25 protein-coding genes are annotated in these 25,079 nt (G+C 40.1%); 5 read left to right on the forward strand and 20 right to left on the reverse strand.

Annotated elements, in window-relative coordinates:
• Positions 1–150: 150 nt before the first annotated feature.
• From NYE32_RS08280 to dinB, 7 genes are all read right to left on the reverse strand, one after another.
• A complete protein-coding gene (locus NYE32_RS08280; protein ID WP_073689505.1) occupies positions 151–894 on the reverse strand; it encodes an amino acid ABC transporter ATP-binding protein in 744 nt (247 codons plus the stop codon).
• Complete coding sequence (locus tag NYE32_RS08285; RefSeq protein WP_095559509.1) at positions 894–1,640, reverse strand: amino acid ABC transporter permease; 747 nt, start codon at positions 1,638–1,640, stop codon at positions 894–896. The genes NYE32_RS08280 and NYE32_RS08285 overlap by 1 nt, the downstream gene beginning before the upstream one ends.
• A gap of 387 nt (positions 1,641–2,027) precedes the next feature.
• On the reverse strand, positions 2,028–2,858 hold the full coding sequence (locus NYE32_RS08290) for a transporter substrate-binding domain-containing protein (RefSeq protein ID WP_021143679.1): 831 nt from the start codon (positions 2,856–2,858) through the stop codon (positions 2,028–2,030).
• A 207-nt stretch (positions 2,859–3,065) separates the two neighbouring features.
• Positions 3,066–3,425: a DUF4176 domain-containing protein gene (locus NYE32_RS08295; RefSeq protein ID WP_002891708.1), complete on the reverse strand. Its 360-nt coding sequence runs from the start codon at positions 3,423–3,425 to the stop codon at positions 3,066–3,068.
• Entirely contained in the window at positions 3,422–4,243 is an 822-nt protein-coding gene (locus NYE32_RS08300; protein WP_173014517.1) for a tetratricopeptide repeat protein, read from the reverse strand. The genes NYE32_RS08295 and NYE32_RS08300 overlap by 4 nt, the downstream gene beginning before the upstream one ends.
• A 325-nt stretch (positions 4,244–4,568) precedes the next feature.
• Positions 4,569–5,459 carry a peptidase gene (locus tag NYE32_RS08305; protein WP_073689435.1) on the reverse strand — a complete coding sequence of 297 codons (891 nt, stop codon included), beginning with the start codon at positions 5,457–5,459 and terminating at the stop codon, positions 4,569–4,571.
• A 115-nt stretch (positions 5,460–5,574) separates the two neighbouring features.
• Positions 5,575–6,681 (reverse strand): DNA polymerase IV, encoded by a 1,107-nt coding sequence (dinB, locus tag NYE32_RS08310; RefSeq protein WP_073689434.1) that lies wholly within the window; start codon positions 6,679–6,681, stop codon positions 5,575–5,577.
• Positions 6,682–6,948: 267 nt separating this feature from the next.
• Between dinB and pflB the strand changes: the two genes are divergently transcribed.
• From pflB to NYE32_RS08325, 3 genes are all read left to right on the forward strand, one after another.
• Positions 6,949–9,261, forward strand: a complete 2,313-nt coding sequence (pflB, locus tag NYE32_RS08315) for a formate C-acetyltransferase (RefSeq protein ID WP_049553862.1) — start codon at positions 6,949–6,951, stop codon at positions 9,259–9,261.
• A gap of 263 nt (positions 9,262–9,524) precedes the next feature.
• Positions 9,525–10,307 carry a carbonic anhydrase family protein gene (locus NYE32_RS08320; protein ID WP_110981248.1) on the forward strand — a complete coding sequence of 261 codons (783 nt, stop codon included), beginning with the start codon at positions 9,525–9,527 and terminating at the stop codon, positions 10,305–10,307.
• An 85-nt stretch (positions 10,308–10,392) separates the two neighbouring features.
• Positions 10,393–10,845: a GNAT family N-acetyltransferase gene (locus NYE32_RS08325; RefSeq protein ID WP_037611921.1), complete on the forward strand. Its 453-nt coding sequence runs from the start codon at positions 10,393–10,395 to the stop codon at positions 10,843–10,845.
• Positions 10,846–10,861: 16 nt separating this feature from the next.
• Here the strand turns inward: NYE32_RS08325 and NYE32_RS08330 are convergent, their stop codons facing one another.
• The 3 genes from NYE32_RS08330 to NYE32_RS08340 all read right to left on the reverse strand — a co-directional run bounded on the left by NYE32_RS08330 (position 10,862) and on the right by NYE32_RS08340 (position 13,222).
• Complete coding sequence (locus tag NYE32_RS08330; protein WP_022495895.1) at positions 10,862–11,419, reverse strand: hypothetical protein; 558 nt, start codon at positions 11,417–11,419, stop codon at positions 10,862–10,864.
• Between the two features lie 100 nt (positions 11,420–11,519).
• Positions 11,520–12,467, reverse strand: coding sequence for a serine hydrolase domain-containing protein (locus NYE32_RS08335; protein ID WP_110981246.1), 948 nt, complete (start codon positions 12,465–12,467; stop codon positions 11,520–11,522).
• Positions 12,467–13,222, reverse strand: a complete 756-nt coding sequence (locus NYE32_RS08340; RefSeq protein WP_022495893.1) for a CppA family protein — start codon at positions 13,220–13,222, stop codon at positions 12,467–12,469. Before NYE32_RS08340 ends, NYE32_RS08335 begins: the two co-directional genes overlap by 1 nt.
• A 173-nt stretch (positions 13,223–13,395) precedes the next feature.
• On the opposite strand from NYE32_RS08340, the gene NYE32_RS08345 reads away from it, so the two are divergent.
• Complete coding sequence (locus tag NYE32_RS08345) at positions 13,396–14,067, forward strand: CPBP family intramembrane glutamic endopeptidase (protein ID WP_081371120.1); 672 nt, start codon at positions 13,396–13,398, stop codon at positions 14,065–14,067.
• Between the two features lie 89 nt (positions 14,068–14,156).
• On the opposite strand, the gene gla is transcribed toward NYE32_RS08345, so the two are convergent.
• Entirely contained in the window at positions 14,157–15,023 is an 867-nt protein-coding gene (gene gla / locus NYE32_RS08350; RefSeq protein WP_037602504.1) for an aquaglyceroporin Gla, read from the reverse strand.
• 120 nt (positions 15,024–15,143) lie between these two features.
• Here gla and NYE32_RS08355 point away from each other — a divergent pair, with 120 nt between their 5' ends.
• On the forward strand, positions 15,144–17,411 hold the full coding sequence (locus NYE32_RS08355; protein ID WP_110981245.1) for a Xaa-Pro dipeptidyl-peptidase: 2,268 nt from the start codon (positions 15,144–15,146) through the stop codon (positions 17,409–17,411).
• A 586-nt stretch (positions 17,412–17,997) separates the two neighbouring features.
• On the opposite strand, the gene NYE32_RS08360 is transcribed toward NYE32_RS08355, so the two are convergent.
• The 9 genes from NYE32_RS08360 to NYE32_RS08400 form a co-directional block, all read right to left on the reverse strand.
• The gene (locus NYE32_RS08360) at positions 17,998–18,288 is read right to left on the reverse strand and encodes a hypothetical protein (protein ID WP_073686167.1); all 291 of its coding nucleotides are present in this window, start codon (positions 18,286–18,288) and stop codon (positions 17,998–18,000) included.
• 291 nt (positions 18,289–18,579) lie between these two features.
• The gene (locus NYE32_RS08365) at positions 18,580–18,876 is read right to left on the reverse strand and encodes a bacteriocin immunity protein (RefSeq protein ID WP_073686168.1); all 297 of its coding nucleotides are present in this window, start codon (positions 18,874–18,876) and stop codon (positions 18,580–18,582) included.
• Positions 18,877–19,636: 760 nt separating this feature from the next.
• Positions 19,637–20,038 carry a hypothetical protein gene (locus NYE32_RS08370; RefSeq protein ID WP_156685228.1) on the reverse strand — a complete coding sequence of 134 codons (402 nt, stop codon included), beginning with the start codon at positions 20,036–20,038 and terminating at the stop codon, positions 19,637–19,639.
• A gap of 329 nt (positions 20,039–20,367) precedes the next feature.
• Positions 20,368–20,535: a hypothetical protein gene (locus NYE32_RS08375; protein WP_002884432.1), complete on the reverse strand. Its 168-nt coding sequence runs from the start codon at positions 20,533–20,535 to the stop codon at positions 20,368–20,370.
• A 188-nt stretch (positions 20,536–20,723) separates the two neighbouring features.
• A complete protein-coding gene (locus NYE32_RS08380; RefSeq protein WP_155718521.1) occupies positions 20,724–20,813 on the reverse strand; it encodes a ComC/BlpC family leader-containing pheromone/bacteriocin in 90 nt (29 codons plus the stop codon).
• A 230-nt stretch (positions 20,814–21,043) separates the two neighbouring features.
• Positions 21,044–21,211 (reverse strand): hypothetical protein, encoded by a 168-nt coding sequence (locus tag NYE32_RS08385; protein WP_339156984.1) that lies wholly within the window; start codon positions 21,209–21,211, stop codon positions 21,044–21,046.
• Positions 21,212–21,226: 15 nt separating this feature from the next.
• Positions 21,227–21,406, reverse strand: coding sequence for a Blp family class II bacteriocin (locus NYE32_RS08390; RefSeq protein WP_339156985.1), 180 nt, complete (start codon positions 21,404–21,406; stop codon positions 21,227–21,229).
• A gap of 159 nt (positions 21,407–21,565) precedes the next feature.
• The gene (locus NYE32_RS08395) at positions 21,566–23,311 is read right to left on the reverse strand and encodes an ABC transporter ATP-binding protein (RefSeq protein WP_339156986.1); all 1,746 of its coding nucleotides are present in this window, start codon (positions 23,309–23,311) and stop codon (positions 21,566–21,568) included.
• Positions 23,304–25,061, reverse strand: coding sequence for an ABC transporter transmembrane domain-containing protein (locus tag NYE32_RS08400; protein ID WP_339156987.1), 1,758 nt, complete (start codon positions 25,059–25,061; stop codon positions 23,304–23,306). Before NYE32_RS08400 ends, NYE32_RS08395 begins: the two co-directional genes overlap by 8 nt.
• Between the last annotated feature and the right edge of the window lie 18 nt (positions 25,062–25,079).

Here is a 25,079-nt window from a genome sequence, read left to right on the forward strand (position 1 = left end):
ACTAGTAATAACTGCACGATGCAGCCTCTGATTGGACTATAGTCGCCTTTGAAACATTCAAAAGTTCCTAATCATCCTTGTGGGATTTTGACTATGGACTAAACTGTAGTCCTATCCCACTACCTTTTCTATTGTAACAAAAATCCCATCTTAAAGATATTGTTTTGAATAAGAAGCGAAAAATTCTTTTGTTCGTTCTTCTTTTGGATGGTTAAAGATTTCATCGGGTGTTCCTTGTTCAAGGATATGACCTTTTTCAAGGAAAAGCACCTTGTCAGCCACTTGATAAACAAAGTTCATGTCGTGACTAACCAAAACCATGGTCTGACCTGACTTAGCCGCATCAGCGATTGATTTTTCAACCTCACCAACCAACTCAGGGTCAAGGGCAGATGTTGGTTCGTCAAGCAAGAGCACATCAGGCTTCATTGCAAGGGCACGAGCCAAGGCCACACGTTGCTTTTGACCACCTGACAAGTGACGTGGGTAGTGATTTTCACGATTAGAAAGCCCAACCTTAGCGAGCTCTTCTTTCGCAATCTTGGTAGCTTCGTCGTCAGAAAGTTTCTTAACAATCTTGAGACCTTCCTTAACATTATCCAAGGCTGTACGACGTTCAAAGAGGTTAAACTGTTGGAACACCATGGACAACTTACGACGAAGAGTAAGGATTTGCTCTTTGGTAATTGTTTCGAAATCTACCTTGAAATCGTCAATGGTAATAGTACCAGAATCAGGCTGTTCCAAATAGTTTAAGCTACGAAGAATAGTCGACTTCCCTGCACCAGAGGCACCAACAAGAGCCACAACTTCACCCTTTTCAATGTCAATATCAATGCCATCGAGAACCTTTTGTCCTGAAAATTCCTTGGTCAAATTTTTGATACTAATCATTAGCGGTCACCTCCAATTCCAGAAATGTCAGTCGCTTCAGGAGCCTTAATGGCCATATGATTTTCAACCGAACGACCAATGTACTCAATCAAGATTGAGATTGCCCAGTATACAAGGGCAACTGAGATATAACGTTCAAAGTAACGGTAGTCGGCACCACCCAAGATTTGAGCCTGTGCATACATTTCGACGATACCTGCACTAAAGGCAAGTGATGTTCCCTTAGTCAAACCAATCAAACTGTTAATCAAACTTGGTGTCGCAATAACTGCCGCATTTGGAATGATGACACGACGGTAAACTTGTGCTGATGTCATCCCAAGAGAACGGGCAGCTTCGATTTCCCCAGCGTCAACGGCCTGAATCGCTGCACGGATGGTCTCACTCATGTAAGCTGCTTCATTAAAGGCAAAGGCTGTAATAGCGAAGATAGCTGGTGGAATCTCATTAATGTTCCAATCTAAGCCGAACTCACCATTCAAGTAACGAAGGAAGAGTGGAATACCATAGTAAGTCAACATGAGTTGTACAAGGATTGGTGTCCCACGCAAGAAGCTCACAAAAACGGCTTGAATTGGATAAAGGATACGTACTCGATTGATTTTAACAACCGCAAAGACAAGGGCCAAAATCAAACCGAAGAAGGCACCTGCAATAGTCAATCCCAAAGTTAAAGGCAGGCGTTCCACAATCTTAGGAACAGCATCGAAGACAGCCTTCCATGAGAAGAGCTTACCAGCTGGCATCCAAGATGAAATCCATTTGAAGACAACCGTAACCAGTTGCAAAACATAGCCCCAAAGGATTTCCACTAGCCATGATAAGGGAATGGCTAAAGCAACAGCTACTGCCAAACCAACCAAGCCAAGGATAACTTGGAGATACCAAGGTGACCGATTAAATGCTTCTATACTCTTTTTCACAATGTCGCCCTTTCTTTCTAAAAAAGTCGGTTAGCCTAGTGCTAACCGTTCAAATATCTTATCATAAATTTTATAATATTCATTTTAGCACGACTCAGAAAGTCTGTGAAATAGTCTTTTCTTATCAAAGTGATAAGGAAATCATATCACTGATAATTCAGCTTTATTAACGTCAAAAAGCTGAGACAGCAGTCTCAACTTTTAACAGTCTTATTTCAAATCACTGACGTAATCGCCACCGAAGTATTCCTTGCTGAGTTTGGCAAGGGTTCCATCCTTCTTAAGCTCTTTGATACGTTTATTGACAAAAGTCTTGAGTTCCTTACCTTGCTTATCATTTGAGAAAAGAAGATATTCAAGACCATCAGTCTTCATACCGATATCGTCTTTAATCTTGTTTACAGCCAACTTATAGCCTTGATCTTTGACAATGTACTCAGACGAAATGGCATCGTAAAGGATAAAGTCAATTTTTCCTTCTTGAATATGTTGAACACGTGTTGAAAGACCAGTTGAGCTAGAAGCGTAGTTGATTGTAATTGGTGTCTTGTCCGCATTGGCATGGTTCCAATTTTCAAGCAACTGAGCATAGTTAGAGCCAGGAAGTACTTCTGTCGTCTTACCAGACAAATCGTCTAGGCTGGTATACTTGGTCCCCTCAGCACTAGTGATGGCATAGTTAGAACGTGAAATCGGATCTGAGAAACCATATTTCTGTGCACGTTCTTCATTGTAGTTGAAATCATTAGCCGCAATCTGATAACGTCCAGAATCCACCCCTGTCAAGATGGAATCAAAAGGTGTCGTCACAAACTTAACCTCATACTTGTCTGAATCTTTGAAAATAGCCTTGACCAAATCAATATCATAACCCTTGAAGTCATCACCTTTTTTGAAAGTGAAAGGCGCCGTATCAGAGTCTGTCGCAACTGTAATCGTCTGTTTCTCACCAGATGCCTTACCGTCACTCTTGTTTCCACAAGCAGCCAAAGTCAAAACCGACAAGCCAAGAATTCCTAAACCTGCAAGCCATTTTTTCATATCTATATTCCTCGATACTTTCATTAATAGTTAGTGATAACAGTTTACCATCTTCATCCCAACTCGTCTAATAATAAAATCCTAAGTGGTGATAGAAAATGGTTATAGGGGTGAGGGTAGAAGTAACAAGATAGAAAAGAGCTGCCACTCATGTGACAACTCTAAAAACCTAACTTTTCGGGTTGGTTCACTCTATTGAATTCTTACTTAGTTCTTTTTGAAAGGATTTTGGTCATCCATTTCTTTGAACTCCTGCACTGTAAATTTTGGATATTCAATCTTATCAACAAGCTCATCATAATTTGCGATGAGTTCTTGGAAATGCACATCCACATAGCCTAGATAAATAATCTGGTCGATGTCTTCTTTGTTAAAGAACATTAAATCCCTAGTAACAGCACCAAGAGGTAGAAGGACTGCTCCAAAATCAAAGTAGCCCTGTTCACCACCTTTTTCTGTTACTGGAAACAGACTGGTAATCATCATATTGTTGTCATTGCCATGGACTCGAACAACACTACCAATAGGCAAGTGTTGACGTTCTTGTGTCTCTGTTGCTTTAATCATACTAATTCCTCCAAATACTTCTTAGCCTCTTTCACGTAAAACAAATCCGGATTTTCGTTGACGATTTCTTGAAAGCAGGATTTAGCTTCTTCGGGTTGGTTTTGGTTGAGATAGTTTAGCGCCTTGTAGTAACAAAGTTCCACCTGTTCAAGATGATTGTTTCCAGATTCAACAGAAATAGTAATCGGAATTTTCTCGGTTACTATACTATCAATCATCTTAATCACATTTACTTGTTGGGAAATCAGTTCTTTTTGGTTCTGAAATTTTGTAGGAATGGTCGATAGGACACTGACATAGTGTTGCAAGTCATAGCTATCTCTGTTAAAGACTTTATTTAAAAATTCTAGATAATAGTACCTTGCAATGGATTGTGTTTGTATGCTATTAAAATCTGTCGGTTTAAACTCACCTAACATTTTTAAGGACTCTTCAAAGTCGCCCCGCAAATAGTAAATCTGTGCCATATTAATAAAATAAAACGCTTGTGATGATTTACTCCTACGTGCCCTGTTTTGACCATAAGCCGAGTAATGTTCAAATATATTTTGATACCTGTCCAAATCAATATGTTCACAAAGAATATTCCTTACTCCCTTTTCAATAAAAGCAAGTCGAAGCACATGCAACAATACCAACACAACCATTACTATAAAAGCGGACCAATATATCAAAGGGTTATTGCTAACCCCACCGTAAACATACACAGCCATTATCAAGATAATAGAAATAAGAAAGTGATTCTTTTCTCTCTTTTTAAAACGTAAAATCTCAGCACCTGTCATGTTTGAAATCTTATTAGTCAAAGTTTTTAGCATTTTATCTCCTAGCATTAATCATGGACATCTGTCACTATCAATCCAATTCCTCCAAATACTTCTTAGCTTCTTTCACGTAAAATAAATAATGTGGCTAACTCTATACCCTATATATGAGAGTTCACCGTCACAACCTATTCTTTCCAAAATACTCGACAAATCATTTATCGAAATATTCTGAATACAGACTACAATATCCATTATACCATGGAAAATAAGCTTTCATGACATTATGAGAGGGACAAAATTATTAGGATTTGGGTATTAGAAAACCCCAGCCAGGGGCTGGGGGCGGTGATAGATAAAATCAATCTTTGCTAAAACACTACTTATCCTTATATGATGACTTACTGCTTGAGTCGCTACTATCTTCAGGTTGATAGTCTGACAAATTCTTATGGATGCGTTCGGCGTAAACGGCTCTGCTTCCTGATTCATCATGGTCGACCAAGGCTTCGGCAAGCTCTTTATAATCTTCTACAGAAATAGTCCAGTTTCCACCATCATCTTTGGTAAGCTTGAAGGTCTTTTCCAGATTATCAGCACCTGTCAAAGGTGTATAGGATATTTCTTTATCAATGTCCTTAAATTGCGTCAAATCACCGTTAAAGTTTTCACCATAAAGGAATTTCGTTGTGAGATCTTTGGCCTTACCTTTTTCCACATCGTTGTTATCAGCTTGATTCCATTGTTTCAACTTGTCTATGTCGTTGTCATAGAGACTCATAAGGAGAGTACGAACAGCAGCTGCAGCTCCATAGGCACTAACAGAACGTGAAGTAAAGGTAACTGTCGCATCATTTCCCTTAACTTTGACATCCTTCAGCTTATAGTCCTGAATCTTACCAATCATATTACGACGGACCTTAAGGAACTTAGAAAGTACTTGAGTTGGAGTCTTGGCATCATAGCCTTCAATGTATTTAAACGTATACTTTTCTTCCGGTGTATACCCCTTCTCTTCAATAGTGTCTGCAACCTGTTTTTCAAAGACATTCGTTTCAGTCCAGGTTTCGTAATTTTCACCGTAGAGTTTTGAAAAACCGTTACTAGATTTTCCAAGCATGGTATCAATTAAAACTGTCGCATCAGCCTTGGCACGTTCTGTCGGAGTTGGTGTCGCCTTTTTCTTCTCAGCTGGTTTATTGGAAGCACAGGCTACAAGAACCAAGCAGGTTGCTAAAATCAAGCCCAGATAAGTAAAAACTTTTTTCATTAAGATTATTCCCTCATTTCTATTGGTTACTATTTAAGATAGCATAGGTCTGATGATTCTTCAAGGTCACTTTTCAGGGTATGAAGCAAAACTCTACCTATTATATTGTTTTATATCATGACTCCAAATCATCCAAATCTAACTGCCTGCCCTCTTGGTCTTCCAAACCTGTCAGAGTAACACCTAAGAGACGAACACCACTGCTATTTTCCTCCAGTTGATCAAAAATGGTATGAGCAATCCTTTCGATGGTGTCGAAATCCTGGGTCGATTTGTCCAAGGTCATACGCTTGGTTAAGGTTGAGAAATCCGAATAACGGACTTTGATGACAATAATTCGACCGACTTTTTTAGTTTTCTGAGCACTTTCAGCTACCCGCCTAGCATTCTTAGTCAACTCAGCCTTGATGTCATCTTCATTATAAAGAAGCTTGCCGTAGGTTCGCTCACTTCCGATAGATTTACGGACGCGATTGGGCCTGACAGGACTATTGGAAATCCCTCTGGCCTTTCGAAAGAGATCAAATCCAAAACGTCCAAAACAATCAATCAGAGTCATCTCAGGAATCTTCAGAAGATCGGCACCGGTGTATATTTCCATGTCATGAAGACGTTCAACTGACTTTTTACCTACCCCATGAAACTTTTCAATAGGTAGCTTTTCCAAAAATTCTTGAGCCTCCTCTGGAAGCACCACCGTCAAACCAGCAGGCTTTTGAAAATCAGAAGCTAGTTTGGCGATAAATTTATTGTAGGAAACGCCTGCTGAACAAGTCAGGTGAAGTTCCTGCCAGATATCATACTGGATAAGTTTGGCTACCTTAACCGCCGATTTGATACCAAGCTTATTTATCGTCACATCAAGATAGGCTTCGTCGATAGACATAGGCTCTACCAAGTCGGTATAGCGTTTAAAAATCTCACGAATCTGCATTCCTACCTCTCTGTAATGACTATAATTTCCTGAGATAAAGACAGCATTAGGACAACGTTCATAGGCTTCCTTAGAAGACATGGCTGAATGGACACCATATTTTCTAGCCTCGTAATTACAGGTTGATACCACACCACGTCCCCCTGTTTTTCTAGGGTCGTGACCGATAATAACCGGTTTGTCCTTAAGACTGGGGTCATCCCTCATCTCGACCTGAGCAAAAAAGGCGTCCATGTCAATATGGATGATTTTCCGACTGGTATCATTTATTAGAGGAAACTCTAACATGGCTCCCTGCCTCCTTTCTCAGATTTATCTCATTGTAAAGCTTTTCACATAAAACTTTGGGACTACAAAGCATTCTCCCCTTATGATACCAAAATCTACCAAAAAACAGAAATTTATAATACAGATTTGTCGTTTTCAAAACTGTATTATAAAAGAATGTCTCTAAAAACACAGTTTTAAAGTTGTGTAAGCGGTTACTGTGTGATAGAATACTTCTAGAGAATGTAACAGATGATTTTGTTACTAGAATTATAGGAGATCCAAACTATGGCAACGGTTAAAACTAACACAGATGTTTTTGAAAAAGCGTGGGAAGGCTTTAAAGGAACTGACTGGAAAGAAAAAGCTAGCGTTTCACGTTTCGTTCAAGCAAACTACACACCTTATGATGGTGACGAAAGCTTCCTTGCAGGACCAACTGAACGCTCTCTAAAAATTAAAAAAATCGTAGATGAAACTAAAGCAGGCTATGAAGCTGAAGGACGCTTCCCAATGGATACTCGTCCAACTTCAATCGCTGACATTGACGCAGGATACATTTCAAAAGAAGATGAACTTATCTATGGTATCCAAAATGATGAGCTCTTCAAATTGAACTTCATGCCTAAAGGTGGTATCCGTATGGCGGAAACTGCTTTGAAAGAACACGGTTATGAACCAGATCCAGCTGTACACGAAATTTTCACAAAATACGTAACTACAGTTAACGATGGTATCTTCCGTGCTTACACTTCAAACATCCGTCGTGCACGTCACGCTCACACAGTTACTGGTCTTCCAGATGCTTACTCACGTGGACGTATCATCGGGGTTTATGCTCGTCTTGCCCTTTACGGTGCTGACTACTTGATGCAAGAAAAAGTTAACGACTGGAATGCTATCAAAGAAATCGACGAAGAAACTATCCGTCTTCGTGAAGAAGTTAACCTTCAATACCAAGCACTTCAAGACGTTGTTCGCCTTGGTGACCTTTACGGAGTAGACGTTCGTCGTCCAGCCTTCGATACTAAAGAAGCTATCCAATGGACAAACATCGCCTTCATGGCAGTATGTCGTGTGATCAACGGTGCCGCTACATCTCTTGGACGTGTGCCAATCGTTCTTGATATCTATGCAGAACGTGACCTTGCTCGTGGTACTTACACTGAATCAGAAATCCAAGAATTCGTTGATGATTTCGTTATGAAACTTCGTACAGTTAAGTTTGCTCGTACAAAAGCTTACGACCAATTGTACTCAGGTGACCCAACATTCATCACAACTTCTATGGCTGGTATGGGTGCTGACGGACGTCACCGTGTTACTAAGATGGACTACCGTTTCTTGAACACTCTTGACAATATCGGTAACTCTCCAGAACCAAACTTGACAGTTCTTTGGACTGACAAATTGCCTTACTCATTCCGTCGCTACTGTATGCACATGAGCCACAAACACTCTTCTATCCAATACGAAGGTGTGACTACTATGGCTAAAGACGGATACGGTGAAATGAGCTGTATCTCATGTTGTGTATCACCACTTGACCCAGAAAACGAAGAACAACGTCACAACATCCAATACTTCGGTGCTCGTGTTAACGTGCTTAAAGCCCTTCTTACTGGTTTGAACGGTGGTTACGACGATGTTCATAAAGACTATAAAGTATTTGACATCGAACCAGTTCGTGACGAAGTTCTTGACTTTGACACTGTTAAAGCTAACTTCGAAAAATCTCTTGACTGGTTGACTGACACTTACGTAGATGCTCTTAACATCATCCACTACATGACTGATAAGTACAACTACGAAGCTGTTCAAATGGCCTTCTTGCCAACTAAACAACGTGCTAACATGGGATTCGGTATCTGTGGTTTCGCAAATACTGTCGATACATTGTCAGCAATCAAATACGCTACAGTTAAACCAATCCGTGACGAAGATGGCTACATCTACGACTACGAAACAATCGGTGAATACCCACGTTGGGGTGAAGATGACCCACGTTCAAACGAATTGGCAGAATGGTTGATCGAAGCTTACACTACTCGTCTTCGTAGCCACAAACTCTACAAAGATGCAGAAGCTACAGTTTCACTTCTTACAATCACTTCTAACGTTGCTTACTCTAAACAAACTGGTAACTCTCCAGTTCACAAAGGGGTATACCTCAACGAAGATGGTTCAGTGAACTTGTCTAAATTGGAATTCTTCTCACCAGGTGCTAACCCATCTAACAAAGCTAAAGGTGGATGGTTGCAAAACTTGAACTCACTTGCAAGCCTTGACTTCGGTTACGCAGCTGATGGTATCTCATTGACAACTCAAGTATCACCTCGTGCTCTTGGTAAGACTCACGACGAACAAGTTGACAACCTCGTAACTATCCTTGACGGATACTTCGAAAACGGTGGACAACACGTTAACTTGAACGTTATGGACTTGTCAGACGTTTACGAAAAGATTATGAGCGGTGAAGATGTTATCGTACGTATCTCTGGATACTGTGTAAACACTAAATACCTCACTCCAGAACAAAAAACTGAATTGACACAACGTGTCTTCCACGAAGTTCTTTCAATGGACGACGCTTTGGGATAAAACAAATAAAGAGCTCGCAATAGCGGGTTCTTTTATTTTTGCAAAAAACTAGTTTTCATTACATTTTTCTAAAACTACTATCATTTACATTTGACTTTTTATAAGATAAGCTATAAAATAAAAGCGTTTCCGTTTGGTTTCTCCAAACACTTCACTCTCAGAAGCACCTCAGAGAAATGACACTCTATCACTGTCTAACTGCTAGTTTACAAATAACAGGTCAACTAGTATGACAATAAAATAAAAGAGTACAAGGAAGAAAGATGAATAAGAAAAGTTTTAAGCTAATTGGATTAGTAGCTCTCGTAGCAAGTACAGTCCTACTCGTAGCCTGCCAATCCGAGACAAAAACCAAAAACTCAAAGTCCAAGGACGTTCAATGGGGTTATACTGGCTCTACTGGTCCAGACCATTGGGGTGACCTTTCTAAAGATTATGAACTCAGCAAAAATGGTAAAGAACAATCTCCGATCAATATCACCGGTGCTGAGGACGTTGATCTTCCAGAACTAAACCTTAATAATCAAGAATCAGAAGCTCAAGTTGAAAATAACGGGCATACGATTGAAGTCAGCTTTAAAAATCCAAAGAATACCCTAACGATTGGTGATGATGTCTATAAATTACAGCAGTTCCATTTTCACGCACCTAGTGAGAATGAAATTGATGGTCATACTTATCCTCTAGAGGGGCACTTCGTCTATAAGACAGATAATGGGAAAATCACAGTTGTCTCGGTTCTCTATAATTATGGCGATGAAAATCAAGCCTTAAAACAAATATGGGATAAAATGCCTCAGGCGGCCAATACAGAAACTGAGCTTCCTCAGGCTATCTCACTATATGATTTCTATCCTGAAGACAAGGACTACTACAACTTCGAAGGTTCCTTGACAACACCGCCATGTACTGAGGGTGTTAACTGGATTGTCTTCAAGAATCAAGAAACCGTTAGCAAGGAACAAGTGGAAAAATTCACCCAAACCCTTGGATTTGAAAATAACCGCCCTATCCAAGATACAAACGGTCGACAAATTAAAGAATAAAGCAAGATAAAAAGCTTGATGATAACTCCTCGCATCGGGCTTTTTTTCGTTGACAATTAGTTATAGACTTTGTTACACTTGCCCTATGATTATCAAACATACAAGAGATACACTCTCAGAAACTTACCTCGATGCCGTAGCCATCCGAAACACTGTTTTTGTTAAGGGGCAAGGTGTTCCTCGCTCCATCGAGATTGATGCGAATGAAGCCTACTGCATCCACTTTGTTCTATATGATGACAAAGGCAAGGCAGCAGCAACCGTACGCCTACTACCGAATAAAGACTTGACTCAGCTTACGCTCCAACGTATGGCGGTACTCGATGCCTACCAAGGTCAAGGTCTGGGGAGCATTCTCCTAAAAGAAGCTGAAGATTTTGCACAAGAACAAGGCTTCCAGACTATTTCTCTCCATGCTCAACTCGGTGCACTTAAGTTCTACCGCAACAATGGCTATCAAGAAGTCGGTAAGATCTTTGAAGAAGCTGGTATCCAACACATTACTGTTGAAAAATCCTTACTAAGTAAAAAAGCTTAAGCAGTTGACCTACTGCTTAAGCTTCTTCTTTTGTCGCAAATATAGGATAACCATGCTCGACAGCAAGAACTGATACATATTCTCTTTTCTTTAATGTCTCTACGATCTTTTTCCAGTATTTCTGCCCTTTAAAAAGAAGGACAAACACTCCCATGCAGACCAAAAAACCAAGAAATTGTTTATATTCAGAAGATGACAGTTTTGATTCTAGTTCTAGGAGCTCAAACAGTCCTCTCAATAGAACTGTAAAGGTAATCATTATAAGGCTAAGTCCACTAAAGTATCCTAAACATATAAGCAAATACCCTATTTGAAGCTTCTTGGAACGCTTCTTGTAGAGTAACTTATAGTCCTGACTGTACTTTTCAAATACAGGAAAGTGAATATCAAATCCTCTCCTCATACGAATGACTTTCAAATCAGGTTGGGCACGATAACCAAGGCAATGAATCAATTTGTATAGTATCTCTCTTATCAAGATATAAGAAGAAGCGATTATAGGGACTACTATACAAGAAAATACAAGAACACCTAAATAGAAGGAATCTTTATCAAATGCCAACAAGTCGACCATCACCCCAAAACACATACCACAGACAAAGATACTACTCCCGTTAAGCACACAAAAGAGGAGACTCAAAAAACAAGGGACAAGTTTGCTTTCCTTAGAATGTCTACTCGACCGTTTCACGAATCAGCTCCTTTTTCATTATCTCAATTAAAACATCTCTGTCTTTAATCCATTGAGCTCTCTCATCCTTGTAGTAAGTACGATTACTGAGGAAAATAGCTGCACGTTGAGCTGGGATATTGATAAGCACAAAGGTACCTGTATAACCAGTATGAAGAATCCAATCGCCTTGGAGGTCCCAAGCGACACTACGTTCCTTATTGGATTGGCTGATATTCTGCGTCAGATTTTTAGCAAAATCATCCGTCAAATAATGGTCAACAAAGATTTCCAAGTCCTTTAGGGTTGAAAAGAGGCCTGCTGAACCTGTATGCTCTTTGAGCACTCGAGCCTTGGGATCGTGAACAGTTCCTCCCGGAATTCCCTCAACAGTTGGAACAGCAACCTCAACTGGCCCAAACCGTGTTTCAGATATACCAAACGGCTGAAAAATCTCGCTGTCAAAGAGCTTATCCAGTGTTTGTCCAGAGACTTTCTCAAGCATCAAGCCTAGGAGAATAAAATTAATATCGGTATACAAGAAAGGTTTATCATCCTTAACTTTGATGGCATTAATAGCAGAAATCAAGCCAGCTTGGTCTAACTCATCACGGTTTGGAATAAAAGGATCAATGCCGCTACTATGAGAAAGAAGCTGACGAAGGGTTAGCGTCTTATCCACTACTGCAGGATAATAGGTCGATAGTTTCTCGTCCAAGTCCAATTTTCCCATCTGCAAGTAGAAAAGACAGAGGGTCCCTACTCCTACCACCTTGGAAACACTGGCTAGATCATAGGTCAGTCCTGGAACTACCGGAATATTTCCATCCTGAGTTCCTAGATAATGCTCCTGCCAATCTTGTCCGTCATAAAGTGCAAGGCTGGCACCCGGGAAGATGTCAGCCTTGATGTAGTCTGTAATTGTTGACAATGTTTGTTTAAAATTAGTCATTATTTTGTTAGCCAAACCTCAATATTACTCATATCAGTCAGTGCGAGTAGGCTTTCTTTAGTATCTAGATAACTTGAGAACTGTTCCTTTTCAAGTTTCTCATGCAAGGCAACCAAGTCATAGTCTTCAGCTACCTTAAATTCTAGAATTTCCAAATCCCAAGTCTGGTCTGGACTCACTTGGAGGTCAGGACCTTCTGCTTTCTCAAAGTGGATAGACAAAGGCAATTCTTCGCCAAAAAGATTGTCGTAAAAGAAAGCTGCTTGAGCTGTATCAACAACGTTCAAGGTCAAAGACTCGACCGTAAAGTCTGACACTCCTTTGAAATCTTCTTTTTCTTCAACATCTGCGTATTCAACTGTCTTGAGAGTAGACAAGTCATCTTCGGCATGCATCAAAATAAGACCATTCTCAGGTGAGATTGTTTCAAAAGCATACCCTTTTTCCCCTTGGAAAATAGCCTTGGCTTGGTGATCATCACGCGCCAAAAGGTACTCAATCTCAAGTGGATCTGAAACCTTGATAACCACTTTATTAATTTTCTTAGGGCCTTCAACCGCACGGCAACGGTAAGCTGGTGACTCCTCAATCACAAAAAGTGAGTTACGGTCTGTCCAATCTGTGAAGACAGCAAGGGCATTTTCCTCAGTCAAAAGCTTAAATCCTAATGTATTTTGGTAAAAATCAATATTTTCTTGTCTGTTATTCACACGAAAGATTGGTGTGTGAAACTTAAAATTCCCTGATTGCGTCATGACAACCTCCATTCTTTTATATTTTATCCGAAAAGAGCCTGTGTGACAAGGATTTTCCTAAGAAAAAACAGGATTGTAATTTTTTCACATTCTTTCACATAAATTATGAAAATCATTATATTATATTTACCTTAGGACTAGCTATTTCCTCATTTTAGAGTATAATAGAGACTATGAAAACTCTCGTCAATCATTTGGCGTTTAGACATACCTATCAGGGACTCTTTTTACTGCTGATGATAGCTATCCCAAACCTGGCTTTAGGTATGACAACGTCGTATAACAATCAGACTGGGTTGACCTTCACTAGCCTTGAAAGCTGGGGAATTATCGCTGTCAATCTCATTATTTTTTACATTACCTATCTTTGGGCTAAAAATGAAGGTTTGCTTACTCGCTTTAAACTAGACCGAAAGGATACTAAAGCTATTATCTGGGGCTTTGTGCTTATTTTTCTGATGGGAGTTATTGGGAGCAATCTTATGCTACTGACTCACACCAACTACCATGCAGAACTTCAAAGAACTCTTACGACAACGCCTATCCTACCAGTAGCCATTGGCATGATGACCACAGCCTTCTTACAAGAGCTACTCTTTCGCAAGTGGATTTTCTCTTGGCTGGCTCCTTATTCGACAGTTGCTGTTTTAGTGAGTACTGGTCTCTTTTGCCTATTCCATATGCCTACCAACCTTGCCCACCTCCTCCTTTATATTGGAATGGGCTTGTCTCTCTCTATGATTTACCAAAAAAGAGAAAATCTATCAGCTGCTATCTCACTTCATGTCCTATGGAATCTTTTCACCTTAGGTGCTACAATCCTAGTTATAACTACTCCTATGTAACTGAGAAAACTTTCTCAGTTTTTTTGCTACTTTCAAAATTTTTAGCGTAAAAAAATCTGAAGCACTAACTTCAGATTTTTTGTTATTGATTAAAGGTAGAGGGCTTTGAACAAGTATACAGCCAAAATTCCTGCAAGGATTGGAGCTACAACTGGAACCCAAGCATACCACCATTTAGAATCACCTTTGTGCTCACCAAGAACTGATGTTGGCAAGATGTGGTGAAGAAGACGTGGCATCAAGTCACGGGCTGGGTTAAGGGCTGGTCCTGTAGGTCCACCAAATGATAGAACCAAGGCACAAACCAAGAAACCAACACCGATGTGAGCTACAGCAAGAGATCCATTCGCCATTTGGCCTGTTACAGCTTCTTTATCATACCCATATTGGACTGCTTGTGAGACCAATTTGTGACCAAAGTAGTTGTTAGTCAAGGCAAGGGCACCAAAGAAGAGAAGGAATGAACCTGCAAACTCATTGGCAAAACCGTTAGCCCATGCACGATTACGATTTTCTGGAGTATCATCATGATCGTCAACTGCTGAGATCGTTGAGAAGGTACCAAGAATATTGTTAGGGTTCTCAGTTTGTACATAGTAAGGTTGGTGAACCCAAACCACGATAGCTTGACCTACAAAGGCACCAAGAAGTTGTGCAATAAGGTATCCAGGAACACCTACCCATGAGAACAAGCCAGATGCAGCAAGTCCAAGTGTGAAGGCAGGGTTGATGTGGTTACCAGAAACATCACCAAACATAAGGGCTGGCATCATAACACCAAAACCATAACCAAAGGCAATTACAATCCAACCAGATTTGTTACCTTTTGTTCCCTTAAGCTCAACGTTGGCAACAGCACCATTACCAAGTGCTACAAGAAAAGCAGTCGCGATAAACTCAGTGAGGTATTTCAAAACCCATTCACTGGTGAACGCTTCTTTTAGAAAATCATTCATTTGTCTCTTTATTTCCTTTCGATTTTACAATAATTTAGACATCTATCATTTTATCAAGTATAATGTCTGATGTAAAGATATTTCTGAAATGTTTACGTATTATTTTTGAGGTTTTTAAATATGAAATTTAACCAGTTTAGTTACATCCCTGTTAGTCCTGAAATAGCTTGTCAGGAACTCCGTTCTTTGGGCTTTGAAGTCTCTCTAGATGCTAGTGCCAAAGCCAATTTTGAAGCCTTTGTTCGCAAGCACTTCCTTTTCTTTGAAGATACTGATTTGGCTTTGAAAAATTGGATTGCTGATTCAGAGACTGACCTCCTAACCTTCTTCCAATCAGACCGTTCTTTGACTGCTGATGTCTTTGGTTTGGTGGCTCTTCAACTGCTAGGATTTGTCCCTAATGTGGACTTTACAGACAGTGCGGCTTTCCTAGAGAAAATGGCCTTTCCAATCACTTTTGATGGTAGTCTTAACAACCTGCATCAATTGTTGGCGACACGCACACAGTCTGGCAATACCTTAATTGATCAGTTAGTAGCTCAGGATTTAATCCCTGTAAGTAATGACTACGTCTTCTTTAATGGTAAGAGCTTAGCAACATTTGACACTAATCAGCTTCACCGTGAAGTGGTTTATGTCGAAACACCTGTAGATACTGATAAAGACGGGCAGTTAGACTTGGTCAAGGTGACTATCTTACGTCCTAATGTAGACTTCCCAGTTCCAGCCATGATGACCGCAAGTCCTTATCAACAAGGGACTAATGAGCCTGCTTCAGATAAGCTCACCCACAAGATGGAGGGAGACTTGCTCGTCAAACCAGCAGGTGAAATCTCTCTTAGACAACCTGAAATCAAGGTACCAGAGGCAGACCTTATGCCTATCAATCCTGTCACAAAAGCTCAGGAGCGTTTTGCTCACACAGATACCTACACACTCAACGATTACATGTTAGCTCGTGGTGTGGCCTCTATCTATGTATCCGGTGTTGGTACCTTCAACTCAGAAGGTTTCATGACCTCTGGAGACTATCAACAGGTTCTGGCCTATAAAGCTGTCATCGACTGGCTCAATGGTCGTGCACGCGCCTTTACTAGCCGTAGTAGACAGCATACCATCACTGCAGATTGGGCATCTGGTAAGGTGACTACTACCGGACTTTCATACTTAGGTACCATGTCCAACGCCCTTGCTACAACTGGTGTCGACGGTTTGGAGATGGTCATCGCTGAAGCAGGTATTTCTTCTTGGTACGACTACTATCGTGAAAATGGACTCCTCGTCAGTCCTGGAGGATACCCTGGTGAAGATCTCGACACCTTGACTGAATTTACCTATTCTCGTGCCCTATTAGCTGGAGAATACCTACGCCACCAAAAAGACTACCAAGCCTACCTCAAAGAACTAAGCACAGCCATTGATCGTAAGCATGGTGATTATAGCCAGTTCTGGCATGACCGTAACTATGTGCAGTTCGCAGACCGTGTTAAAGCTACTGTTGTCTTTACACATGGTAGCCAAGACTGGAACGTCAAACCGATTAACGTCTATCAAATGTTCAATGCTCTTCCTGACACTCTTGAAAAACACCTCTTCTTCCACAATGGTGCCCACGTTTACATGAATGCTTGGCAGTCTATTGACTTCCGAGAAAGCATGAACGCCTTGATTTGTCAGAAACTCCTTGGTTTGGAGAATGGCTACACACTGCCTACTGTTATCTGGCAAAATAACCAGTCTGAACAGACCTGGGAAGTCCTCGATAACTTTGGACACGACAATGGTAAAAACATTCAGTTTGGTGAGACTGAAGCTAGCATCGCTAACCATTATGAAGAGGAAACCTTCACCAAATACGGTAAAGCTTACCAAAGCTTCAAGGATGACCTCTTTGCAGACAAAGCCAACGCCATCACCTTGGACTTTGAACTGGACCAAGATATCCAAATCAATGGTCGTGTCCACCTAGAGCTCAAGGTTAAGTCTAACACAAACCGTGGTCTCATTTCGGCCCAAGTTCTAGAAATCGGTGACAAGAAGTATCTCGCACCTATTCCCGCACTCAAACGCATGAATCTAGATAACGGCCGTCTATTCAAGGAAGAAGCCTTACGTGAATTGCCATTCAAGCAGGCAAAATACCGTGTCATTACCAAGGGACACCTTAACCTGCAAAATCGTAAAGACCTCCTCACCATTGAGGATGTCACTCCAAATGAATGGATGACTATCGGTTTGGATTTGCAACCAACCATCTACAAACTCAACAAGGGCGACAAACTCCGACTTGTTCTCTATACCACAGACTTTGAGCACACCATTCGTGACAATAGTGACTACGAATTAACTGTGGACCTAAGCCAAAGTCAGATGACATTGCCTTATTAGCTTTTTATAACAAAAAAATCCCATAGGATGAGAACTCTCATGGGATTTTTTGATTGTGTGGAAATAAACAAGATTTAGGCTTCAATTTTTACGATTCATTTTAATGTTATTTAAACAAATGATATATCCAAGACAATGGAATAATACAAAGATATGCCAGTAAAAATAGAGCATAAAGCTATCAGATTTGATTATCGAATAAAAAAGAAAAATTGCAACTAATAAAATAGAGAACCACAGCGTCTTCTTAACGAATAAAAAGTATTGATGCCATATCTCTTTATCACCCAAAGTAACTTTAGATTTTTTACTTAGGAAAAGATGCATCAAGATCTCTACTAGACTGCTAAGTACTGTTAAAACCAGAATCTTACTTAGAGGAATACCTAAAAAGAATCCCATCCACTCAATAAGTAATTGGGACAAAACAATGGCCGTAAGGGCACGTAGATTTTTTGACATAAAACTTAAACCTCACACTTCTCTCAAACAGAAAGTTTTTACAATACCTAGAAAGTTACCAAAGCATAGATAAGCACTTACAGCCTCGCTATCTTTATAAGCACGTCTATCATAAACTGCGATTCTAACCTCGTTCACTTTGTTTAATGATTTTAAGCACTCTAGGTGTCAGAAAAGCTAGTAAACAAATATCCAAAACAATCACAACAATAATGATTAAGCTCCATTCGGCATCTCTCACCGTCAGCAAACGATAAATACCAGCTAAAATAATAGCCAAATGTGCCAAGCCCATGCCAGCGTAAATTTGTTTAAGAGTAAACTGTCGTTCTTCAAGTGGACGACGGTCAAGCTCTCGCTTAATCAACAATGGCAACACAAGCAAAAGATTGATAGCAATGCCAGAGGCAGCCAAAATAAGAAAGAAGAACCATTATATAATAATTCTAAACCAATATTTCCACATATCAAACCAAAGGCAACAACCATGAGTCGTAAATAAAGTAACGTTCCTGAACGAAGTCGGTTAAGATAAGGCATCGCACTCTCCTTTCATCACAATCACTTGTCCGCTTGGCATAATCATAACTAGAACTTAAGGGTCTTTCTCTGCTCCTCAACAGGTTGGAAAAGAACCTTTTTGCCCCATCTTCCTTTTCTCAATGGACAACTCAACCTTAAAACCAAGAAATCCTCCCTAATGACATCAATAGCCATAACGAATCGCTAGCAATTTTCGCAACTCTGCCATTCGCTCCTCGATAAAGGGAGACAAGGTTAGCTGGTTCTTTCTGACCACTTCGGATATTTCCAGTGACATCCTGCTTAAGATATAGGGAGTGGCTGAACGAGAATCTGCAAGTTCCGTTCGGTAGGAGTTCAGGACCTGCTTCAAATCAGCATAATCTGGCTTATCTCCAATCGTTTCAATTACTTCATCGATGATAGCTACTGCTTGTTCTCGTCTCTCTTTGCCTCCTGCAAACCATTTAAGTCCTGTCATTAAGAAAACCTCCTTATTTCTTTCAACTAATTTTTCAATCACATCTTTAGTATAGCACCCTGATAGTCATTTAAAAGCCAGCGTCCCAAAAAGTGGCTATATGTCCCGAATGGTAGCCAAATCCAGATTGGATGCTGACTAGATAGAGCATTTAAAGCTATATTCCAAATGACTACTCCTAGGATTGCTGATAGGAAACGTAACGAACGTAACACAGCAGAACTAAATTTTTGTAATATCACCATAGTAATTCCTTTTCTACTAGAGTCATTTACATAAACTACTAGGGCGTTATCTAAAGAATGATTGGCTATTATTCTGAATCTAGCATGGCTAAAGACACGAATCTGTCACTTTCCATGCTGCTTAAAACAAATACATCACTTATCGTTTCTAAAAATCAACTGACTAAGATCATCAGAGAGCGATAAAGAAACATAGAGTGACAAGGTGTAAAATAAAAATGTCCTTTCTTGATGCCAGAAAAATATTATCACACATTGAATACAGACAGCCAAAATAACTTGCACGATAAATTTAATATATTTTCTAGAAATAAGTGATTGTTTCAAATAGTAATCCTCCTTTCATGACATTTTTTGAAGACCCAGCCCCTGCAAGTTTTGTCTATACGATAGAAGACTATCCTTCAAACATTGGAAATTCACTCTAATTTTCACATGTTTCATTAATCACTTTCTTATTATAACACTTTTATGCAACGTAAATTGAATAATGTCACAAACAGTTACTATATTTTCTATCTTTTAAAATATCTTTTGACTTGCAAGTAAGCTAGAAAATCACAGAGGATTAACAAAAGCATTAATACGGCTAGTACTATACGGTCTGTGGTATCACTGAATGTTAGTAATGTGTAAAACTCTACACAAAGCACTAGCAATGAGATGACAAGAAAGACAAGGAAGGACTGCCGTATTGTTAACGGATTTACTGAATCTGGACGCTTCTTAAGAATACAGTAGAGCAGTCCATTAACAAAAATGACTACTAAAGCTAGTGCTCCGACTGCTAACCAAATCTCTGGCGAAGTCTTGCTCTTATAGAGAGAAATACTGATACTTATAAGGAAAACTGCCAAGGTAGCAGTGATTGTCCTAAAAAATCGCAACACTCTCGAACTAATATTCTTTAACTTCATGATAAAACAATTAAGCTATGAATAACCTCAGTCAGTCTTGTAAACTGAATAAGCTATTACATTAAACTCTATTCCTTTCTGTATTTTTTTATACTGCTGTAAGATCTCAAAAAAGACCTTAGCGATTAAATTCTACTGGAGATGTAATACAATAGCGTCATTAGTACTGATACTTTAAATAAGCGAATATACATATCTTTGTTTTTTCTATTACAAAGAAAAGCAATCAAATATAATACAATCTCCGCTATCATTAGCAAGAATAATTTTACTTCGGGAACATCAAAAATAAGCATTTGCAAGCACCTCACGTTCAAAGGGGCCACAAGTTACTTTTTAAACTGTGCCCATTTTTTAAAAAGGAGACTATAAAGAAGCAAGGTTAGCCCCAACAAGTTAATGGTATGGTGGACTGCATCCAAACTTCTAAATAGATTAGCGAGGCCCATTCCGATGAGAATGGTAGCCAGTAAATACGGTTTTGAGTTTTTAAACATACTTTTCTCCTTAAAGTGTTTTTAGCGTTCTGTGTTCAAGCTATTCACAGACTAGCAATTGACAAGGTATCTCAATTAGGATTTCTTTTTAGCGGAATTGGTAACTTTGTGTTTTTCAAGAAATGACAGAATAGGCTTATCTAAAAAACTCATCACAGCCATGAAAACCATCCCTAAAATATAACTTTTCAAATCAAACATAATCCATCACCACCTTCAACGTTTGCAAGTGCCTCGAGATCGAGTGTTTCAAAAGTGTTATTTGTTTGCCTTGTCATTCTAACAACCTCCTAAATTATTTTTAGCTTTTTCTCTCAAGCTATGATTTTATTATAGGGTGGTAGCCAACAAAAAAGTAGTGACATAAATGTCACTACTCGATTTTGTGTTTTAAGAACTCTACATTTCAAATGCTTCTGATTTATGTCAGAGAAGCAATATCCCAAAATATTATTCCTCAATTGACAGAACTAATTTAGTACCTAGGTGACCACTCACAGGAATACTTCTATTTTTTGAGTCGCTCCCATTTACTAAAAATCAAACTAAAAGTGATTAATGCCAACCCTACCAAATTAATGATATGATGAACAAAATCTAAATTTCTAAAAAGGTTAGCAATGCCAAATCCTAAAAGGAAAATTGCTAGTAAATACATTTTTTTATCTTTAAGCATAGGGTCACCTAAATATTAGCAGAATGTAGCGTAACCAACTAAAGCTCCTCCCCAGTAACCTACTGGGCCTCCTGCTGATCCTACTAGAGCAGAGCCAATTGTGCCGGCATAACACTTAACCCATCCGCCACCTTCAACGTTTGCAAGTGCCTTGAGATCGAGTGTTTCAAAATTGTTCATTGTTTGTGTTGTCATTCTAACAACCTCCTAAAATATTATTTTTTAGCTTTTTCTCTCAAGCTATGATTTTATTATAGGTTGCAAGCCGACAAAAAAGTAGTGACATAAATGTCACTACTCGATTTTGATTTTTAAGAAATCTTTTCGAATATAGAATCTATGGTCTAGACTAACTTACTCTCCTTCCATTGCACCTGCTTGTAGGCTGTACATCTTGTGGTAAGTACCACCGAGGGCTAGGAGCTCCTCATGGCTACCGTGTTCGATGATGCGACCCTTGTCTAGGACATAGATGCAGTTGGCATCTTGGATAGTCGATAGGCGGTGGGCAATGGCAATGGTTGTACGTCCTTGACGCATTTTTGCTAGAGAGTTTTGAACAATAGCCTCTGTCTCCGAATCAATATTGGCTGTCGCTTCATCCAAAATCAAGATTTTAGGCTGACTAGCAACGGTCCTAGCAAAGGCTAGAAGCTGACGTTGACCGGTTGAAAAACTTGAACCTCTTTCGGAAACTGGAGCATCATAACCTTCTGGAAGTTTGTCGATAAAGTGGTTGGCATCCACAAACTCAGCAGCGGCTTTGATCTCTTCATCAATTAAATCTTGATACATGGCAATATTGGATTTGATTGTACCATGATAGAGAAAGGGTTCCTGAAGGACAAGACCAATGTTCTTACGCAGCTCTGCCTGACTATAATCGCGAATATCTACACCATCAAGAAGAACTCGCCCTGATTGGAACTCATAAAAACGCATGAAAACGTTGATAATAGAGGATTTTCCAGAACCTGTGGAACCGACAAAAGCGATGGTTTCACCTTTATTGACAGAGAAGGATATGTTATCTAAAATCTGGTGTTTACCATCATAGGAGAAAGAGACATTTTCAAAGCGAATGTTCCCCTCGGTAACCTTAGCATCTGTGTCTCTCTGTTCAGGCTCATAGGTACGCTCGTCAATCAAGGCAAAGACCCGACCTGCTGAGACCATAGAAGTTTGCAAGGTTGAGAAGTTTTGTGTCACTTCAATCAAGGGATCAAAGAGGCGGTTAATATACTGGATAAAGGCATACATGGTCCCTGCTGTTATGCCCAAATAGATACCTCGGTAGCCAAAGTAGGCCATGAGAACAGCGTAGCCCAGAAGCTTCAGTAAACTCATGGCTGGGCGTAGAAAGAGAGAATCCAGTGACATGGAACGGCTGGCGTAAATCAGGTGTTCCTCATTAATGGCATCAAACTCTTTTTTGAGACGTTTCTCTTGGTTAAAGGCCTGAATGATGCGAATCCCTTCGATACTCTCTGACAGTTTGGCATTTATATCTGAAAGCAAGGCTCTGGTCTTTTCAATGATGACCACTGATTTTTTGCGGTAGAGATTAACCAAAAGAACAATCAGAGGAAGAAAGAGCACAATAAGCCCGGTCAGACGAATGTCCAAGATCATCATGGTGTAAAGGGTGGTAACAAAGATAAAAATAGCCGAAATAAAGCTAGACAGAATCCCTGAGAACATCTCGCTAATAGTCTCTGTATCATTGGTCAAGCGGGAAACGATAGAGCCTGCTGGAGTTTTGTCAAAGTAAGACATACCTAGTTTCTCCATATTGGCAAAGGCATCTCGACGAATATCCCTGACAATACTGTAGGACACACGCGCAAAAAAGAGATTTCCCAAATACTGGACTAGCGTCTGCAAGAGATAAAGCCCATAGTAACCAATCAGAATCAAGCTTGCCGCCTGATTCACATCATGCAGATAGTGGTCAATAAAATAAGAGGCCACAAGGGGAATGATACTCTTGATAACCGTAGTGGACAAGAGGAAGGTCAAAGCTAGAAAGGTCAAGAATTTGTAAGGCTTGAGATAAGTCAAGAGACGCTTAAACACAGACCATTGGTTTTGATTAGGCATCAACTTCTCCTCCTTCCATTTCTAACTGTTGAGACTCATAGGTCTTGGCATACCAACCACCCTGAGCTAGTAAGTCCTCATGACGGCCCCGTTCAATGATACGACCATTTTGCATGACTAAGATGAGGTCAGCGTGCACCACCGCACTAAGACGATGGGCGGTAATGATCGTCGTCTTGTCCTTGCGGGTATGCTTGAGATTATCAATAATGGCATGTTCTGTCTTGGCATCAACCGCAGATAGGGAGTCGTCCAAAATCAAAATATCTGGATCCAGAATCATAGCCCGACTCATGGCCAGACGTTGTTTTTGACCACCTGATAGGCTGACACCCTTTTCACCAATGATTGTTTCAAAGCCTTCAGGCATAGCTTTGATATCCTCATAAACTTGAGCCAACTTAGTCGCTTCTTCCACCTTTTCAAAGGCGAGGTCAGGATTACCAAAACGAACATTGTCTAAAATGGAACTGGCAAAGAGAAACTGGTCTTGAGGAACATACCCCATCAAGCTACGCAAGTCTGATAGGCGATAGTCTCTGATGTCATGGCCATTTAAATAGATGGCTCCTTGATTAACATCGTGCTCCCGCAAGAGCAACTTGACAAGGGCCGTCTTTCCTGAGCCAGTCTGTCCAACCAAACCAAGGGTTTGGCCCTTGTCCAAGGTGAAATGAATATCTCGCAAAGTATCCTCATCCTCAAAAGCAAAGCGGTCAATCGCATATTCTAAGCGACCATTTTCGATACTTGGGAGAGGATGTGCAGGATCTTGAACATCTGATTCCTGCTCCAGAAGATTTTCAATACGTTGGTAGGATACATTTCCCCTCTGTGTGATATTAAAGAGGAAACCAATGGCCATCAAAGGCCAAACCAACATATCCAAATAGGTAATGAAGGTTACTAAATTTCCGACCGTTATCTGATTAGCCTGAATCATAAAGGCCCCGACAAGAAGGGTTAAAACATAAGATGAGCCAACAAAGAGCAAGACCAAAGGATCAAAAAGGCTGTCATACTTCATGGTATGCATATTCTTTTTAAAAGTCATCTTATTGGTCTCTTGGAAGGACTGAAGCTCAGCCTCCTGATAGCCAAAAGACTTTGTTACCTTAATCCCTGATACCGACTCCTGAACCTTATTATTAAGTTCTGAAAAGGCTGCCTGGGATTCTCCAAAAGCTTTATGGGTCTTGCGTCCCAAACGACTAGTCGCAAAGGCCATGAAGGGTAGGGGTAAGACAGCCACCAGGGTCATCTGCCAGGAAATGCTGAAGAACATGGTGATTAAGGTTACCAAGGCTGTGATAGACGCATCTACAGCTGACATGACACCCCCACCAGCCAAACGGGTTAAAGAGTTAATATCATTGGTTGCATGAGCCATGAGGTCCCCTGTTCGGTACTTCTGGTAAAAAGAAGGCGACATCTTGGTAAAATGCTCAAAAAGGCGTGACCTCATAATCTGACCCAAGCGATAAGAGGTCGCCAAGATATACATCCGCCAAACATAGCGCAAATAGTACATTCCTAAAGCTGCCAAAAGCAAATACACAAGATTCAAAAGCAAGATCTGATTGGTCAATTTTCCCGATGTAATAGCATCAATGACCCGCCCCATAACCATAGGAGGAATCAGATTGAGTAACGAAACCAGACTCAGTGCCAAAATCCCGACAATATACCGGCGTTTTTCTAACTTGAAAAACCACCAAAGTTTTGCAATGATTGATTCTTTAAAAAACAAGTGATTCCCCCTATCCTT

The organism is Streptococcus sp. FSL R7-0248 (assembly GCF_037967965.1).
GTDB lineage: Bacteria > Bacillota > Bacilli > Lactobacillales > Streptococcaceae > Streptococcus.